The 14,905-nt window shown below is 60.8% G+C and carries 13 protein-coding genes and 1 pseudogene; 5 read left to right on the top strand and 9 right to left on the bottom strand.

Annotation, left to right across the window (positions count from 1 at the left end):
* Nucleotides 1-230: 230 nt before the first annotated feature.
* Together ACMGT0_RS17560 and ACMGT0_RS17555 are read right to left on the bottom strand one after the other, a co-directional pair.
* Nucleotides 231-860, bottom strand: coding sequence for a response regulator (locus ACMGT0_RS17560; protein ID WP_416769074.1), 630 nt, complete (start codon nucleotides 858-860; stop codon nucleotides 231-233).
* Nucleotides 857-2,680 carry a PAS domain-containing protein gene (locus ACMGT0_RS17555; protein WP_416769073.1) on the bottom strand — a complete coding sequence of 608 codons (1,824 nt, stop codon included), beginning with the start codon at nucleotides 2,678-2,680 and terminating at the stop codon, nucleotides 857-859. Before ACMGT0_RS17555 ends, ACMGT0_RS17560 begins: the two co-directional genes overlap by 4 nt.
* Before the next feature lie 314 nt (nucleotides 2,681-2,994).
* On the opposite strand from ACMGT0_RS17555, the gene ACMGT0_RS17550 reads away from it, so the two are divergent.
* Complete coding sequence (locus ACMGT0_RS17550; RefSeq protein WP_239687991.1) at nucleotides 2,995-3,573, top strand: DUF1349 domain-containing protein; 579 nt, start codon at nucleotides 2,995-2,997, stop codon at nucleotides 3,571-3,573.
* A 111-nt stretch (nucleotides 3,574-3,684) separates the two neighbouring features.
* Here ACMGT0_RS17550 and ACMGT0_RS17545 read toward each other — a convergent pair whose 3' ends face one another.
* Complete coding sequence (locus ACMGT0_RS17545; protein ID WP_416769072.1) at nucleotides 3,685-4,128, bottom strand: tautomerase family protein; 444 nt, start codon at nucleotides 4,126-4,128, stop codon at nucleotides 3,685-3,687.
* Nucleotides 4,129-4,224: 96 nt separating this feature from the next.
* Between ACMGT0_RS17545 and ACMGT0_RS17540 the strand changes: the two genes are divergently transcribed.
* The gene (locus ACMGT0_RS17540) at nucleotides 4,225-5,196 is read left to right on the top strand and encodes a GlxA family transcriptional regulator (RefSeq protein WP_054058759.1); all 972 of its coding nucleotides are present in this window, start codon (nucleotides 4,225-4,227) and stop codon (nucleotides 5,194-5,196) included.
* Between the two features lie 40 nt (nucleotides 5,197-5,236).
* Here the strand turns inward: ACMGT0_RS17540 and ACMGT0_RS17535 are convergent.
* Nucleotides 5,237-5,644: pseudogene (locus ACMGT0_RS17535) on the bottom strand (NAD(P)H-dependent oxidoreductase); the annotation flags it as partial.
* Here ACMGT0_RS17535 and ACMGT0_RS17530 point away from each other — a divergent pair.
* Nucleotides 5,629-8,280 (top strand): excinuclease ABC subunit UvrA, encoded by a 2,652-nt coding sequence (locus tag ACMGT0_RS17530; protein WP_054058748.1) that lies wholly within the window; start codon nucleotides 5,629-5,631, stop codon nucleotides 8,278-8,280. The pseudogene ACMGT0_RS17535 and the gene ACMGT0_RS17530 sit on opposite strands and share 16 nt — an antisense overlap.
* Before the next feature lie 157 nt (nucleotides 8,281-8,437).
* On the opposite strand, the gene ACMGT0_RS17525 is transcribed toward ACMGT0_RS17530, so the two are convergent.
* On the bottom strand, nucleotides 8,438-8,824 hold the full coding sequence (locus tag ACMGT0_RS17525; RefSeq protein ID WP_054058747.1) for a nuclear transport factor 2 family protein: 387 nt from the start codon (nucleotides 8,822-8,824) through the stop codon (nucleotides 8,438-8,440).
* Between the two features lie 249 nt (nucleotides 8,825-9,073).
* On the opposite strand from ACMGT0_RS17525, the gene ACMGT0_RS17520 reads away from it, so the two are divergent.
* Entirely contained in the window at nucleotides 9,074-10,108 is a 1,035-nt protein-coding gene (locus ACMGT0_RS17520) for a GlxA family transcriptional regulator (protein ID WP_239687990.1), read from the top strand.
* A 10-nt stretch (nucleotides 10,109-10,118) separates the two neighbouring features.
* Here ACMGT0_RS17520 and ACMGT0_RS17515 read toward each other — a convergent pair whose 3' ends face one another.
* The 3 genes from ACMGT0_RS17515 to ACMGT0_RS17505 form a co-directional block, all read right to left on the bottom strand.
* Nucleotides 10,119-10,601, bottom strand: coding sequence for a YybH family protein (locus ACMGT0_RS17515; RefSeq protein ID WP_054063202.1), 483 nt, complete (start codon nucleotides 10,599-10,601; stop codon nucleotides 10,119-10,121).
* A 75-nt stretch (nucleotides 10,602-10,676) separates the two neighbouring features.
* Complete coding sequence (locus tag ACMGT0_RS17510; RefSeq protein WP_054058757.1) at nucleotides 10,677-11,549, bottom strand: DJ-1/PfpI family protein; 873 nt, start codon at nucleotides 11,547-11,549, stop codon at nucleotides 10,677-10,679.
* Nucleotides 11,550-11,679: 130 nt separating this feature from the next.
* Nucleotides 11,680-12,426 carry an SDR family oxidoreductase gene (locus ACMGT0_RS17505; RefSeq protein WP_054058745.1) on the bottom strand — a complete coding sequence of 249 codons (747 nt, stop codon included), beginning with the start codon at nucleotides 12,424-12,426 and terminating at the stop codon, nucleotides 11,680-11,682.
* Between the two features lie 402 nt (nucleotides 12,427-12,828).
* Here ACMGT0_RS17505 and tatA point away from each other — a divergent pair, with 402 nt between their 5' ends.
* Nucleotides 12,829-13,071 (top strand): twin-arginine translocase TatA/TatE family subunit, encoded by a 243-nt coding sequence (tatA, locus tag ACMGT0_RS17500; RefSeq protein ID WP_416769071.1) that lies wholly within the window; start codon nucleotides 12,829-12,831, stop codon nucleotides 13,069-13,071.
* A 25-nt stretch (nucleotides 13,072-13,096) separates the two neighbouring features.
* Here the strand turns inward: tatA and ACMGT0_RS17495 are convergent, their stop codons facing one another.
* On the bottom strand, nucleotides 13,097-14,893 hold the full coding sequence (locus ACMGT0_RS17495; protein WP_054063203.1) for a sensor domain-containing phosphodiesterase: 1,797 nt from the start codon (nucleotides 14,891-14,893) through the stop codon (nucleotides 13,097-13,099).
* Nucleotides 14,894-14,905: the final 12 nt, after the last annotated feature.

The following is a 14,905-nucleotide window of genomic DNA, read 5'->3' as shown; positions in this document are numbered from 1 at the left end:
GTCACGCTCCTTCAGAACACAAGACCCGCCGAGGTGTCGTGCTGCGGGGGTGTGCTCAGAATGGGCGTGCGGTGCGCTGGGTTCTATCGTCCTTTCCCGGTGATGGCATAAGGACATCTTTCTTTTGTGTAGGGATTTCCTTAGGGCAGATGTTACGGCTGTCTAAAGGCAGGCCACGGGCGCTGTGCCACAGGGTGCCTGTGAGGCGACGGGCTTCCTGAAGGGGCGGGTCAGGCCGTCAGGCCGTGGGCCATGGCGTACTTGATGATCTCGGCGTTGCAGGTGAACCCCATCTTCTCCATCAGCCGAGCCTTGTGGGTGCTGACGGTCTTGTTGCTGATGACCAACTGGTCGGCGATCTGGTTGACGCTCAGGCCCTTGCCCAGTAGTCGCAGAATGTGAAACTCGCGATCGGAGAGCTGAGTGGCGGCATCGTCCGAGGGGCTGCTGCTGGCGAAGGCGAGCTGCTCGGCAATGCGCGGGTCCAGGTAGCGGCCACCTCCTACAACCTTGTGGATCGCGGCGAGAAGGGTTTCCGGGTTGTGGTCCTTGGTCATATAGCCGTTGGCGCCGGCGCGCAAGGCGCGCTGGGCTATCTGTGCCTCGTTGTGCATGCTCAGGACCAGAATGGGCAGGTTCGGATAGCGGTTATGCACGCGGCTGATCAGGTCTTCACCACTGAGGCCGGGCATACTCATGTCCAGCAGTAGCAGGTCGCATTCACCCTCGCGCAGCCGTTCAAGCACCTGGGCGCCATTCTCGGCCTCCGCCGCCACCTGAAGACGGGTGTCGAACTCGATCAACTGCTTGAGGCCGCCACGCATGATGGCATGGTCGTCGGCTATGAAAATTCGGATCATACGGTCTCCCTGGGCCCGCTGATGGGAAAGGTGGCCTGTACCGTGGTGCCATGGGCCGGATGGCTGAAGACCACTACCTCACCACCCAGGCTGGCACCGCGCTCGCGCATGCCGGCCAGTCCGAAAGAATGCTTGCCGACGCTGGCCGGGTCGAATCCATGACCATTGTCGGTAATGTCAAGGACATAGCGGTCGTCGACGTACTCGAGGCTGATGATCGCACGAGTGGCACCGGAATGGCGTGCGATGTTGGTCAGGGCTTCTTGCACGATGCGAAACGCAGTGGTGGCCTGGCTGTCGTCCAGGGGCGGCGTACCGCTGGGGGCCTGCAATTCACAGACGATGTGAGTGTGGTGGCTGTGGAAGTCGTCGATCAGCCATTCCAGGGCGGGATACAGGCCCATGTTGAGCACGGCGGGTCGCAGGCTGGTGGCAATCGAGCGGACCACGCCGATGGTGCGGTCGCACAACGCCATGAGCGATTCAACGCCATCGCCAAGTCCTGGTGCCTGCTCGCCGTGTTTCAGACGCAGCAGGGAGATGCCCATGCGCAGGGCTGTCAGGTGCTGGCCCAGTTCATCGTGAATTTCCTGGGCGATCAGCTTGCGCTCTTCTTCACGGGCGCTTTCCCGGCGGCTGGAGAGTTCGCGCAACTGACGGTTGCTGGCGGCCAAACGCCGTTCCGCCTTGCGGATGCCGCTGATGTCGCGTGCCACCGAGATGACGCTGGTGATCTCGCCATCCGCGTTCCGCTCCGGCACAAGCTGAATGAGGTAGTGGATCTGTTGTTCGGTCGGCCCGTCGATTCCGTGGATCAGTTCTTCCTCCATGGGCTCGCCTTTGGTGGCAACCTGGCGCACCAGGTCGGCCATGATATCGACTTGGGAATTGTCGCCGAACGCCTCCCTTGCCGGTCGGCCGCGTGCCTCTACCAATGGCAGTCGGCAAAGCGCTTCCAGGGCCGGGTTGGCATAGATCAGACGGAAGTCCGGGGTTAGCCGACCGATGGCATCGGGGGTGTTCTCGATCAATGCTCGCAACTGCCGTTCGTTGCGCAGGAGGGTGCCCGCGATATGCCGTTGTTCGGAAAGGTCGTGGATCAGCGCCAGGCAGTATGTGTGTCCGTCGTAACGAAAATGGCTGAACTGAATGGTGACATAGCGGGAGGATTCCTCGCCAGGCACCGTCAACTCGCAACTGAACACCCGTTGGTTTTCCGGGGCCTCTTGCAGGCTCTCATCGTCAGTCAGAAGGTCCGCCAGCTTGCCTGCAACCGGTCCCAGGAGCGCTGCCAAAGACTGCCCCAGCAGACGCTGGCGCGTCTGTGCGCAGAGTCGGCAGGCGGCTTCATTGAGGTAGCGTATGCAGCGCTGGCTATCGAGCAGCAGCACTCCATCAGCGGTGAAGTCCAGAGCGTAGCTCAGTAGGTAAATCTGCTCGGCGCGATGGCGATAGCTCAATGACGGTTGTAGGCGAATCATGCAGTGGGAGGGGGTGCCGGTGTCGTCGTTGATCACTTGCATGCCCAGGTGGACCCATTGGTTATCACCTTCTGGTATAGCCAGCCGGATCTCGCCGACCTCCAGGCCTGAATGCCGAACCCGTACCCGCTCGAAGGCTCGGAGCACGGCTTGGCGGTCACGCGGGTGCAGCAGGGACTCCAGCGAGGCGCCCAGCAGGTCCGACTCGGAGCGGCCGAGCATTCCCTTCAGGGCGGGATTGACATGCTGGATCCGACCGTCCAGCTCCAGCAGGGCCAGGCCCACCGAAGAGGACTCGAACGCCCTGCGAAAGATACCTTCTTGCGTGCAGTTCTCCATGACCGCCTCGACCATCTTGTTATACGACCGCAGGAGTATGGATCATCTGTCCATGAAGCAAGTGGCTTGTTGAAACTTTCTTGACCTTGGCGCATCACTTAGGGAACTGAGCTATCTCAGGTATTTCGTTGCCATAACAGAGCAAGAGCAGCCGAGACCGGGCCTCTATCCGGGTCAAGGGACGAGGGAGGCAAGACCAGTCTTGTTGATCAAGTCGTAATCGCTCACCAGCAAACCTCGGTGATCAAGTGGTGGAAAGCATTTTAGGGCATAAAAAGGCAGACGCAGCGCTCGCTCGGAGATTTGAAGAGTCCATTTGGCGCAATACCCGCTGGCTCAATGAGCCGCGCCATTATCTCGCGTATTCAGACGATTCGCTGGAGATGATGACCCATTTTCAGACGGATTTCTGGCGTGAAACCCACTATGGCTTCATACGGGACAGCGGACACTTCCTGGCGTTTGAAACCGATGGAGGCTTTACCGCACAGATCAGGATCAACGCCGATTTTCGTGAGCTTTACGACCAGGCGGGAATGATGGTCCGGCTCAATGAGGAGACCTGGGCGAAAGCGGGTATGGAATTCAGCGATGGCCATCCAATGATCAGCAGCGTCCTGACCCAAGGCAAATCGGACTGGTCGCCAGCGGCCTTTACTGGAGACCCCGCCGACTTCTGGCTCCGCATGACGGTATCCGAAGGTGTGCTGCGTGTGCAGTATTCGACCGATGGGGTGAGTTGGCCACTTCTCAGGCTTGCACCGTTTCCAGAGGCAAAAAGTTACCAGGTCGGCCCGATGTGTTGCACTCCGCAGCGAGAGGGTTTGAAGGTGAAGTTTTCCGAGTGGTCGTTGACCCCCCCATTGGGTCGAGATCTGCATGATTTGAGCTAGTCGACAGGTCGAAGGCCGGCGATTAAACAATGCATCGAGTTGGCTGCCGGCGCTGTCCAGGTTCTTCGGTTTTTTCGATTGTACCCAGGCGTTGATGAGGATTTCTGTCTGTCAGGGGGCAAGATGCCCATAACCGGCGGCACGGGTGAAATCGGCAAGATGCCAAAGGCTTCCGTTCGCTCCCCAGGTGCCATCGGCGACGTCCACCAGTTGTATCGATGTCATCAGCATGCGCCGATCATTCGGTTCCCGGCATTGTTCGACGGCCTGGTGCAATGCCTGCACATAGTTCTTGCGCATCCGCTCGTCCAGAACACCGGCCGGCACCTTGACCCTGAGGATGCAGGGAATGGCCTGGGCATGCAGGTTCACGCCACCGCAGAACCAGTCTTCAGCTCGAACCTCTTCGATGAGTACCCAGCACAGGGCGCGCTGGCGGGGGGCATTGCCGATGTGTTCGCAGGCGATTGCGACCTCGCTGACGCGCTGCAGCAGGCGCTCGCGTTGCGGCTCACTGAACGCTCCGCAGGGTACCTTGATCAGGATATTGGGCATGGCTGAAACCTTGTCGATGGAAGGAGGTGCTATTGGGCCAGCTCCCCGACCGCTGCAACAGTGACCGATCTGTCTCTTTTCGTGCATAATCGGTCAATGCATGATTTCACCCTTATCGTCACACCGGGTGCATTCGCCTCCAGCGTCTGCGCCACCCTGGATATCCTCGCCACCGCGAAAGCCGTTGCGGAGCGTCGCGGCCTGGCCACGCCACGTTGGCGTGTGTGCGGCCCTCAACCCGGATGGGTGGGAGTGGGGCATGGTCTGCAGTTGCCCGTGGAGCCATTCAAGGCCGAGGTCGAGGACAACTCCTGCTGGGTCATACCCGGAATCGGGGTCAGTGATAGCGGGATGCTCGAGCAGCGCCTGAAGGAGCCCTGGGTGGCTCCCTTGCTGGGGGCGTTGAACTCGCACATCGCAAACGGCAAGGAGGTGGCCGCCTCCTGCTCGGCGGTCTTTCTGCTGCAGGCGGCGGGGCTGCTGGAAGGCCGGAGCGTGACGACTTCCTGGTGGCTGGCTCCGCATCTGCAGAAGATGGCAACGGGCTGTCGTGTCGACCCGGATTTCATGGTGCTGGCCGATCCTCCCCTGACCACGGCGGGTGCCGCGTTCGCTCAAACCGATCTGATGCTGCACCTGCTACGCAGGCGTCTGTCGCCTGAAATAGCCGATTGGGTGAGCAAGGCCCTGCTGCTGGATCGCCGGCAATTGCAGTCCCCGTTCGTAGTGCCCGCCATGATGGTGCAAGGCAATGCCCTGGTCTCACACCTGACCGCACAGATCGAGGCTTCTTTGCCGGATCTACCGGGAGTGAGGGCCCTGGCCGCGAGTGTCGGCATGTCCGAGCGGACCTTGTCGCGCCACGTCCACAAGGCCACGGGGCACTCCACCCGGCAACTCATCCAGCGGGTGCAGTTGCACAAGGCGCGGGCACTGCTCGAATCCGGCGAGCACTCCGTCGAAGCCGTCTCGGCACTGGTCGGATACCAGGATGCAACTGCGCTGCGGCGTTTGATGCGTCGGTTGTTGAACGCAACTCCGCAACAGTTGCGCCTCTCTCCGAGATGACCTCGGTACGCCCCCCATCATCGTCACTGCCGTTGTCGCTTTCCTCGTACGCCCAGCCCATCGAAAACACACGGTCGATCCAGCCTTTGAGCAAGGCGGGGAATGACCACCAGCAGATCGGGTAGACGATGGCCAGGGCATCGGCACGCTCCAGTCGTTGCTGCTCAGCCGCGACGTCAGCCGGCGCCGCTGCCTGCTTCATGAAAAGCGCCTGGTCCGCCCGGTTGAAGCGCGGATCGAGCCCTTCGTCAACAACTGCGGCTTGAAATCTGTGCCATTGCACCCGCGCAACGCACCGACCACACTCACGAGCCAGACGGGGTATCGCGAAGGAAACCGTTGCCCGCTCGATAATGCGGCATCGCCAGCATGAGTTGCGGTTTACCCGCACCTTCAGCGCGTTGCCCTCCACGAACAGCAGGACAGGAACACATGCCAAACCCTTCATACGGTGAATCCTCATGCAGCGCTGCGGCCAGTGGCCAGGTGGAAGTGCGTGGCGCGCGGGAACACAACCTCAAGAATGTGGATGTCGCCATCCCACGCAATGCGCTGGTGGTGTTTTCCGGCGTGTCCGGCTCCGGCAAGTCCTCGCTGGCGTTTGGCACAATCTACGCCGAAGCGCAGCGGCGCTACTTCGAGTCGGTTGCACCGTATGCGCGGCGACTGATCGATCAGGCGGGCGTACCTGATGTCGATGCCATCGACGGCCTGCCGCCAGCGGTGGCGCTGCAGCAGCAACGGGGTGCGAGCAATGCGCGTTCCTCGGTGGGCAGCGTGACCACACTGTCCAGCCTCGTGCGCATGATGTACTCGCGTGCCGGCACTTATCCGGCCCATCAGCCGATGCTCCATGCCGAGGACTTTTCGCCGAACACGCCGCAAGGCGCCTGTCCGGCCTGCCATGGTCTGGGTCATGTGTACGAGGTGACAGAGGCCACCATGGTGCCCGATCCCTCGCTGAGCATCCGTGAGCGCGCCATTGCGGCCTGGCCGCCGGCCTGGCATGGCCAGAACCTGCGCGACATCCTGGTCACTCTGGGCTACGACGTCGATCGTCCCTGGAAGGATTTGCCGAAGAAGGACCGGGACTGGATTCTTTTCACCGAGGAGACACCCACGGCGCCGGTCTATGCGGGCCTCACGCCGGCCGAGACCCGTGAGGCGCTCAAGCGCAAACTCGAACCCAGCTACATGGGGACCTTCACGGGCGCCCGGCGCCATGTGCTGCACACCTTTGCCAACACCCAAAGCGCACTGATGCGAAAGCGCGTATCGCGCTACATGGAGGGCCGGCTGTGCCCGGCCTGCCATGGCAAGCGACTCAAGCCCGAGGCGTTGTCGGTGACGTTTGCCGGGCTGGACATCGGCGAGTTCATGCAAATGCCCTTGGATCGCTTGGCGGCCTTGCTCGAGCCTGTTGCCCTGGGCGATTTCCCCGCTCACACGGCACAGGAAACGAGCGATCGCGAGGTGACACGGCGTGACCGTGCCGAGCGTGCCGCCAACCGTCGAACGGTTCATGCGAGCGCGCCTGACGTGCGGCGCACCAGCACGCTTTCGCAGGAAAAGCGTCTCGCCGCGCAGCGCCTGGCGGGTGGTGTGATGGCCCGTCTGCGCCAGCTACGCGGATTGGGTTTGGGCTACCTCACCCTGGACAGGGCGACGCCGACGCTGTCGGCTGGCGAACTGCAGCGTTTGCGCCTGGCCACGCAACTGAGCTCCATGCTGTTCGGCGTGGTATACGTGCTGGACGAACCTTCGGCGGGCCTGCACCCCTCTGACAGCCAGTCCCTGTACGACTCACTGGACACACTGCGCGATGCCGGCAATTCGGTCTTTGTCGTGGAGCATGACCTGGATCTGATGCGTCGTGCGCAATGGCTGGTGGATGTCGGGCCGGACGCGGGAGAGCGTGGCGGCCGCGTGCTTTACAGCGGTGTGCCGCAGGGGCTGCGTGAAGTTGCCGAGTCGCATACCGCGCGTTATCTGTTCGACGAGATCCCCGCGCCGCTCAGCCTTGAGCGCGAACCGGCCGGATGGCTGGAACTGCACGGCATTCGGCGGCACAACCTGCATGGCGTGGACGCCCGCATCCCGTTAGGGGTGTTGACGGCGGTGACGGGCATCTCCGGGTCGGGCAAGTCCAGCCTGTTCGCCCAGGCCCTGCCGGAGTTGCTGCTGCTGCACCTGGGGCACGAGCCGCAGGACGATGCGGCGGAAAGTGCCGAGGGTGAAGGCCCCACCGTGCTCGAGGTTACCGGCGGTCATCTGGCCGGAGACCTGGAGGTTGTCCAGCGCCTGGTTCAGGTCGACCAGAAGCCGATTGGCCGCACGCCACGTTCCAACCTGGCCACCTACACCGGTTTGTTCGATCACGTGCGCAAGCTGTTCGCCGCCACGCCGGATGCGCGCCGTCATCGCTATGATGCCGGGCGGTTTTCCTTCAATGTGGCAAAGGGGCGTTGCGAAACGTGCGAAGGGGAGGGGTTCGTCAGCGTGGAGCTGCTGTTCATGCCCAGTGTCTACGCACCATGTCCGACCTGTCATGGCGCGCGCTATAACGAGGCCACGCTCGCCGTGCGCTGGAATGGGCGCAATATCGCCGATGTACTGTACATGACCGTGGAAGAAGCCCATGACTTCTTCGCGGGCGAAGAGGCCATCGCCCGCCCGCTGCGGCTGTTGCGTGAGATCGGCTTGGGTTACCTGCGACTGGGGCAGCCCGCCACTGAATTGTCCGGGGGGGAAGCGCAGCGCATCAAGCTCGCCACGGAGCTGCAGCGAAGCCAGCGAGGCCGCAGCCTTTACGTGCTCGACGAGCCGACGACCGGACTGCATGCCGCGGATGCCGACCGCCTGCTGCTGCAGTTGCAGCGCCTGGTCGAGGCCGGCAACACGGTGGTGATGATCGAGCACGACATGCGCGTGGTGGCCCAGGCCGACTGGGTGATTGACGTGGGGCCAGGGGCCGGGGACACCGGTGGTCGTATCGTGGCGGCCGGTACGCCCCGGCAGGTAGCGATGGCGTCGGGAAGTCGGACGGCTTCGTTTCTTGCCGAGGCGCTCAGGCGCGTGCAGTAGGAGGGGCATGCTGTCGGGGGCCCGGTACAGGGCATTCTCTGAGTAAGTCACTGCCGGGGCGCCTGACCAGGCTCTGCACGACATGTATCTGCGCTCACCCAGGCTGCGTTGAAAACCGCCTTGCCTGGCCTTCGCTCGAAAGTATTTCGTACAAACCCTAGTCATACCGTTGGAAAATCTTGGAGATGATTTTCCACTGGCCATCAACCTTCAGCAGCGAAAGAAAATCGTGGAAGCTGGCGCCCATGACGTCGTTTTCCATGTCCACACGGACAACGGCGGCGGTGGGCGCAATAGCCAGGATATCCAGGCGGCTGCGAGCATTCGGTGACGCTCCCAACGACTCGAAAAAACTTTCGAATACGGGAATGGCCGGTCCCTGAAGCAGGTCATTACCGCTGTAGCCCCACATGATGGCGTCCTGGTGAAAGGCGCTGTTGATTCGCGCGATGTCTGCCGTGCGATAACCCTCGATATAGGCTTGTGCTGCCCGAATCACTGCGTCGTATTCGGTGGTGGCGATGGGTTTCAGATGTGAAGTCATGATTTGGCCTGCATGTGTCAGTGGTCATGGCCGGCGTAACACCTTGTGCGCTGATGAGCCGGCTGAAACGGGCTGATGTTTCCAAGCCCAGGTTTCGGGGCGTGCCCCTCAATGAGAGGCGTGGCCTATCCAGGCCCGCTTCAGGGGGCAGCGTCCGACTGACTCTACGGACAGGCTGGCGCAGCACAAACGACGTTTTTCCCTCATTTCAAGCCATATTGGAGCAGGGTCCATTGGCTCCTTGTCGGAATGATTTACCATCAGTTCATCGTGGATCTTTCCTCCCTGCTCCTGGAACAACTGATCATGCATCGGATCGGATTCTTCGTTTGCCACGGCCATGACGCGCTCGATCTCGCCGGGCCACTTTCGGCGTTCAACCAGGTGGTCACTGTGGCAGGTCAAAGTCCCTATGAGCTGTGCGTGGTGTCACTGACGGGTGGAAGCGTGTCGGGAAATACGGGACTGCCCATCGAGACTGCGGTTTATGAGGGAGAAACCTTCGATACCGTGGTTTTCGTCGGGGGGGACATCGCTCCGATGCGGACCGTCGAGACGGTCATCGCCGCGAAAGTTCTGAGCGCGAACGCTGCCCGGGTGGCCAGCGTCTGCACGGGGGCGTTTCTGCTGGCCGAGACCGGGTTGCTGGACGGAAGAAAGGCAACCACTCATTGGCGATATGCAGCGCAATTGCGGTCCAACTTTCCCAGAATCAAGGTCGAGGCCGACAGTATCTACATCATGGATGGCCATGTCTGGACTTCCGCCGGTATCGCCTCCGGGATAGACCTTGCCTTGGGGATGATCGAGAAGGATATGGGCGCCGACGTGGCGCGTGGGGTCTCAAGGTTATTGGTGGTTCCCTACCGTCGTCCGGGGGGACAATCCCAGTTTTCCGAGATGTCGCAAATGGACCCGCAATCAGACCGGATTCGGATTGCATTGAATTTCGCCCGTGCCCATCTGGCTGAGCCACTGCCGGTAGAACGGCTCGCTGACGCTGCTCGACTGAGCTTGCGGCAGTTTGGACGGGCCTTTCGCCGAGAGACCGGAGAAACGCCTGCAAGGGCGGTGGAGCGCCTGCGGGTAGAAGCAGCGAGGCTGCGGTTGCAGGATGGCAGTGAGCCGATCGAGCAGATTGCGCTGGCGGTGGGATTTGTCGATCCGGAAAGGATGCGCCGGGCCTTCATCAAGATCCATGGTCATCCACCCCAGTCTATCCGGCGCCAACGCAGAGACGGGCTGAAAGAAGATGCCCAACCCGCCCCTGCGTGTGTGGAGTGACCTTCAATGCTCAGGGGTTGAGCGGCTTCGCAGCCTCATTATCGTTCCACATGTCCCGATGAAGTTTCCATTCTCCGTTCTGTTTCAAAAAGATCAGGATCTGTTTGCCCCGGTACTGGACCTTGCCCGTGTGATCACGAACAACCGCATCTGACACTTCGGTAACCGCCCGGTCATCGCCGTAGAACTCGTAATCGCTGAAGGTGACCGTATTGGGCTTTTTGCCCACGAAGGCCTCTGTAAAGTACGCAACAATCGCGGCGGGCCCCACGACCCGTTCCCCACCCGGTTGCAGCAGTGCGCCATCTTCGGTGTACAAGCGCCCGATGGCCTGGTAATCCCCGTTTTTATACGCTTGGGCCCAGCGAATGTTTTCAGCCTTGATAGCTGTTTCGGTCGCAGGCTGCACATTCGCGGCGCACGCGAGGGAAGAAGCTGTGGTGAGCAGGATGGCAGCGGTTGATACAGTGATTTTCCGTGTGATGATCGGCATGTGTTTCAGTCCACAATTTTTACATCAGAGGTGACCAGGAGGCTGACCAGGGGCCGGCCTCCTGGCGTGGAGACTTCATTTGACGCCTGGAATCCGAGCGAGGCCCTTGGATGCTCCGGGAAGGTCCTTGTCGACCATGGCAATCACCTCGGGCCTGGCGTCTCTTGGGTGACCAGAGTGGAATGGCGGCGCAGGATCGTATTCGATCGCCAATTGCGTGAACTCGGCAGCTGTTTGGCCTCGCAGCTTCGCTGCGACGCGCAGAGCAAAGTCGATACCTGCTGTCACACCGCCACCGCTCATGAAGCGGCCGTTATCGTCTTCCACGAAGCGATCAGGTACCGCAATCGCGCCGTACTCGCCAAGCTTGTTGATAAAAGCCCAGTGGCAGGCGCTTTTCTTGCCATTGAGAATACCGGTGGCGGCCAGAACCAGGGATCCGTTACACACCGAGGTGACGTGTTTGGCGCTTTCGGCCAGGCGGCGGATCTGTTTCTGATATTCCGGTTGCATCGGGACCGACAGATCCGACCCTCCAGGAACAAGAATCAGATCCGTTTTTTCGATATCAGCCAGGCGTTCGGTGTTTCCATAGACGACCCCGAATTCCAACGTCACGTTTCCACCCTTGACGCTGGCATAACGCACCTGGGTATTGGGAAGCCGGTGGAAGATTTCACTCGGGCCAGCAAAGTCGAGCAGTGTTCCGCCATCGTAAGTGACTATCAAAATAGTGAGCGGGTCATCAGGGGACATCGCGGCAGGCTGGTTCGGCTGAGCCAAAGGTTTTGCAGTGGCGGCAGATGCTGACGCGACAGGAGCAAGCAACGTGCTTGCGCCGAACATGGCGCCCAAGGTCGCCACGCTGCCGAACTTGAGAATGTTGCGACGGGAATGCCCAGCCTTTAATAACTGGTCGAAACCCTTATCATCATTTTTGTCAGTCATGATAAAAGCACCCATATTGTGAATCAAAGTAAGCAATACCCAGCCAATCAAACATTACAGTGGGTTGTAATGGCGGCTGGCATATTGAAGAGGAACGGGTAATGCGCTCGGGCGTAACTTGCCCCATGAGTCAAAGCTGGGATGCGCCGCCGTCTACCACAAGCTCAGTGCCGACCACGTAGGAAGATTCGTCACTTGCGAGATACAGGGCTGCATAGGCGATATCCTTGGGCTCACCCATGTGGCCGACAGGAACAAACTTCGCAAACTCGCTTTTGAAATGTTGAAGATCTTCTTCGGGCATGCCCCATTTCGACAAGAGAGGTGTGTTGATTCCACCAGGGGCAATCGCATTGAAGCGGATCTTGCGATCCAGAAACTCGAAAGACCAACTGCGTGCGAGGGACCTCACTGCCGCCTTGGCCGCAGCGGTCAGGGAAATATTGTGCTTGCCCGTCTGGGCCACGAAAGAGGTGTTCAATATGAACGATGCCCCCTGACGCAGCGCTGGCAGCACGGCCTGAAGTGTGTACACCACGCCCTTGACGTTGATATCCATGATGTCGTCATAGAGAGCGGCATCTATGTCGTTGAGGGGCGAGGGCAATGCACAGCCGGCGTTAGCGAATACAATGTCCAACCCGCCAAACTTTTCATGCACCTGAGCCGCGATCTTGCGCATATCGTCGAGCGAACGTACATCACCCTTGAGAACCAGGGCGTCCTCGCCCAGTTCAGCCTTGATTTTTCCAAAAATTGTATCGTCGCGACCGGTCACTGCAACTCGGGCACCTTCTGCAATGAACAACTTGGCAGTCGCCAGGCCAATTCCGCTGGTGCCACCCGTGATAAGTGCCGTCTTGTTATCAAGCCTCATTGGATCTTTCCTTACGTAGTGAATGATTGTCCAAGGAATGAGAGCGCCTTGTTGTGCTGGCGCTGGTGGGTGTGTTTCAGCATGAATTATGAGACGGGAGTGCAATGGCACAAAGGACTTAAAACCCTCATTTCGCGACACCGGAAAGGCTGGCAAGGCGGATATCCCGGATCAGCCTGTATAACGACAAGTTGCTCACCGTGGTTGGTGAATCCGCAATGTGCGGATTATTCAACTTGCGCCTGTCCGGCCCGGCAGTATTTCCATCAGGGTGCACAAAGGAGCCAGTCGCAATATGGCCCGAAACGAGGGAAATACGTCGTTTGCGCTTGATGCAGTCATACGTAGTCTTGGGGCAGGGCGAGAGTCCACAAGGCTTGAAATATAGATGAGGCGTTCTGAATGGGCATTTTCGACTGGAAGCACTGGATGGTAATACTGCTCGTTGCAGTACTCATTTTCGGAACTAAAAAGCTGAAAAATGCGGGTGCTGATGTGGGGGAATCCATCAAGAGTTTTCGCAAGGCCATGAGCGACAATGAAAGAACTTCCGATGAAGCGACAGCTCGGCCGTTGGCTCAGCCACAGACTATCGATGGTGAAACCCATCAGGTTGTAGAGCCTGTCAACAAGGCGCAGGCCTAGACCTCCGAGCTCCGGCTCGGCCCGTTCAGAGGCCGAGGGCGACCGCCGCCGGCCTGTCGCCGCCTGCCGGCAGGCTGGGGTTGAAACCCAGGGCAATGTCATCGGAGGGGCGGGTGAAGTGCGCCAGAGGCAGGGGCCGGCTGAGGAAATACCCCTGGGCTTCATGGCAACCGTATTCGCGCACCAGGTTCAGGCAGCGGAAGGTTTCGATACCTTCGGCCACGGTGCGGTAGCCCAGCTCATGGGCCAGCTGGAACACCGAACGGGCGATGATCCGGTTGCGTGGGCAGTGCTCGAGGTCGGTCACCAGCGACTTGTCCAGCTTCAGCACATTGGCGGGTATTTCATGCAGGTAGGCAAAGTTGCTGTAGCCGGTACCGAAGTCATCGATGGCCACGTCCACGCCCAGTTGGCGCACGGCCGCCAACTGGGTGATGACCTGCGGGTCGGCCCTGATCCATTCGCCTTCGGTGATCTCCACCTCCAGCCGTGGCGGCGCGATATGGTAATGCTGGCAGGTGCGGCTCAGGGTGCGCGCGATGTCCAGGCCCTTGAAGTCCTGGGCCGAGAGGTTGATGGCCAGACGAACCTCGTCGTCGTTCCAGGCCGCCAGTTCGCTCAGGGCGCGGTCGATCACCCAGCAGGTCACGCGGCTTATCTGTCCGGCGCCTTCGATCAGGGGGATGAACTCGGCGGGCGAGATCATCCCCAGGCGTGGGTGCTGCCAACGGATCAAGGCTTCGGCGCTGAGCAGGCGGCCATCGTGCAGGCTGAAGCGCGGTTGGTATTCCAGGTACAGCTCGCCATTGTCCAGTGCCGTGGGAAAGTCATTGAGCAGGGTGAACGCCCGGCGTTGCGCACGATCCTGGGTTTCATCGTAAACCGCCCAGGGACCATGGCGCGAAATCGCCAGTTCGACCGCATGGGTGGCCTTGCGCAACAGGTCGGCCGCCGGCTGGTTGCCGAGTTCGCAAGTGGCGACACCGATGCTCATGGCCCGGGGCGCGAATGGCTCGCTGACCAGTGCCACCAGGGCACGAAACAATTCCTGCTGGCGAGGGGCGCGGCAGTTGAGCAACACGCAGAAGTCCCGTTCGCTGATGTGATAGAGCTCGGCCACGCCCTCCAGGCGCTCACGCAGGCGCTGGGCGGTTTCGCGGCGTCGCGATTGGCCGCTACTGACCCGCTCCTCCAGGGCCAGGCGGTCGTCGCCGTAGCTGTCCTGAAGCCGCATGACCATCAGCAGGCGCGCCGTGGCATCGGCGTCCACCAGGCCCTGGGTGTCGAGCATGAACTGCAGCAGGTTGGGCAGCCGGCTGACGGGGTCGCGGTAGCGCAGCGATTGGCTCTGCTCGATCTGCACCATGACCATTTCGGCGAAGTCTTCCAGTGCCGTCAGCTCGTGGGGTTCCAACGGATGCGGGGCCTTGTCGATGATGCACAGACGGCCCAGGGCCTGCCCGTTGCGGTCGCGCAGCGGTGCGCCGGCATAGAAGCAGATGCCATCGGTGGCCGTGACCAGGGGGTTGTGGCCGAAGCGCGCGTCCTGCCGTGCGTCGGGCACGTGCAACACCCCCGGGCGGTCCAGGTGATGGCGGCAAAACGACTGTTCGATGGGCGTTTGAGGCGCATCGAAACCGACACGGCCGGCAAACCACTGGCGGTCCTTTTCGACCAGCGAGATCAGCGCCGTCGGCACCTTGAAATAGGCGGCCGCCAGCCGACAGATGCGGTCGAAGTTCTCGTTTTTGGCGGTCTCCAGCCATTGCAGGGCGTGCACGGCCGCCAGGCGTTGCTGTTCGGCGTCGAAAGTAGGGGGCATCAGGCGCTCCTG

The organism is Pseudomonas sp. RHF3.3-3 (genome assembly GCF_048069595.1).
GTDB classification, from domain to species: domain Bacteria; phylum Pseudomonadota; class Gammaproteobacteria; order Pseudomonadales; family Pseudomonadaceae; genus Aquipseudomonas; species Aquipseudomonas fuscovaginae_B.
Note: the sequence above shows the minus strand (reverse complement) of the source record. Positions and strands in the feature narration are given on the sequence as shown.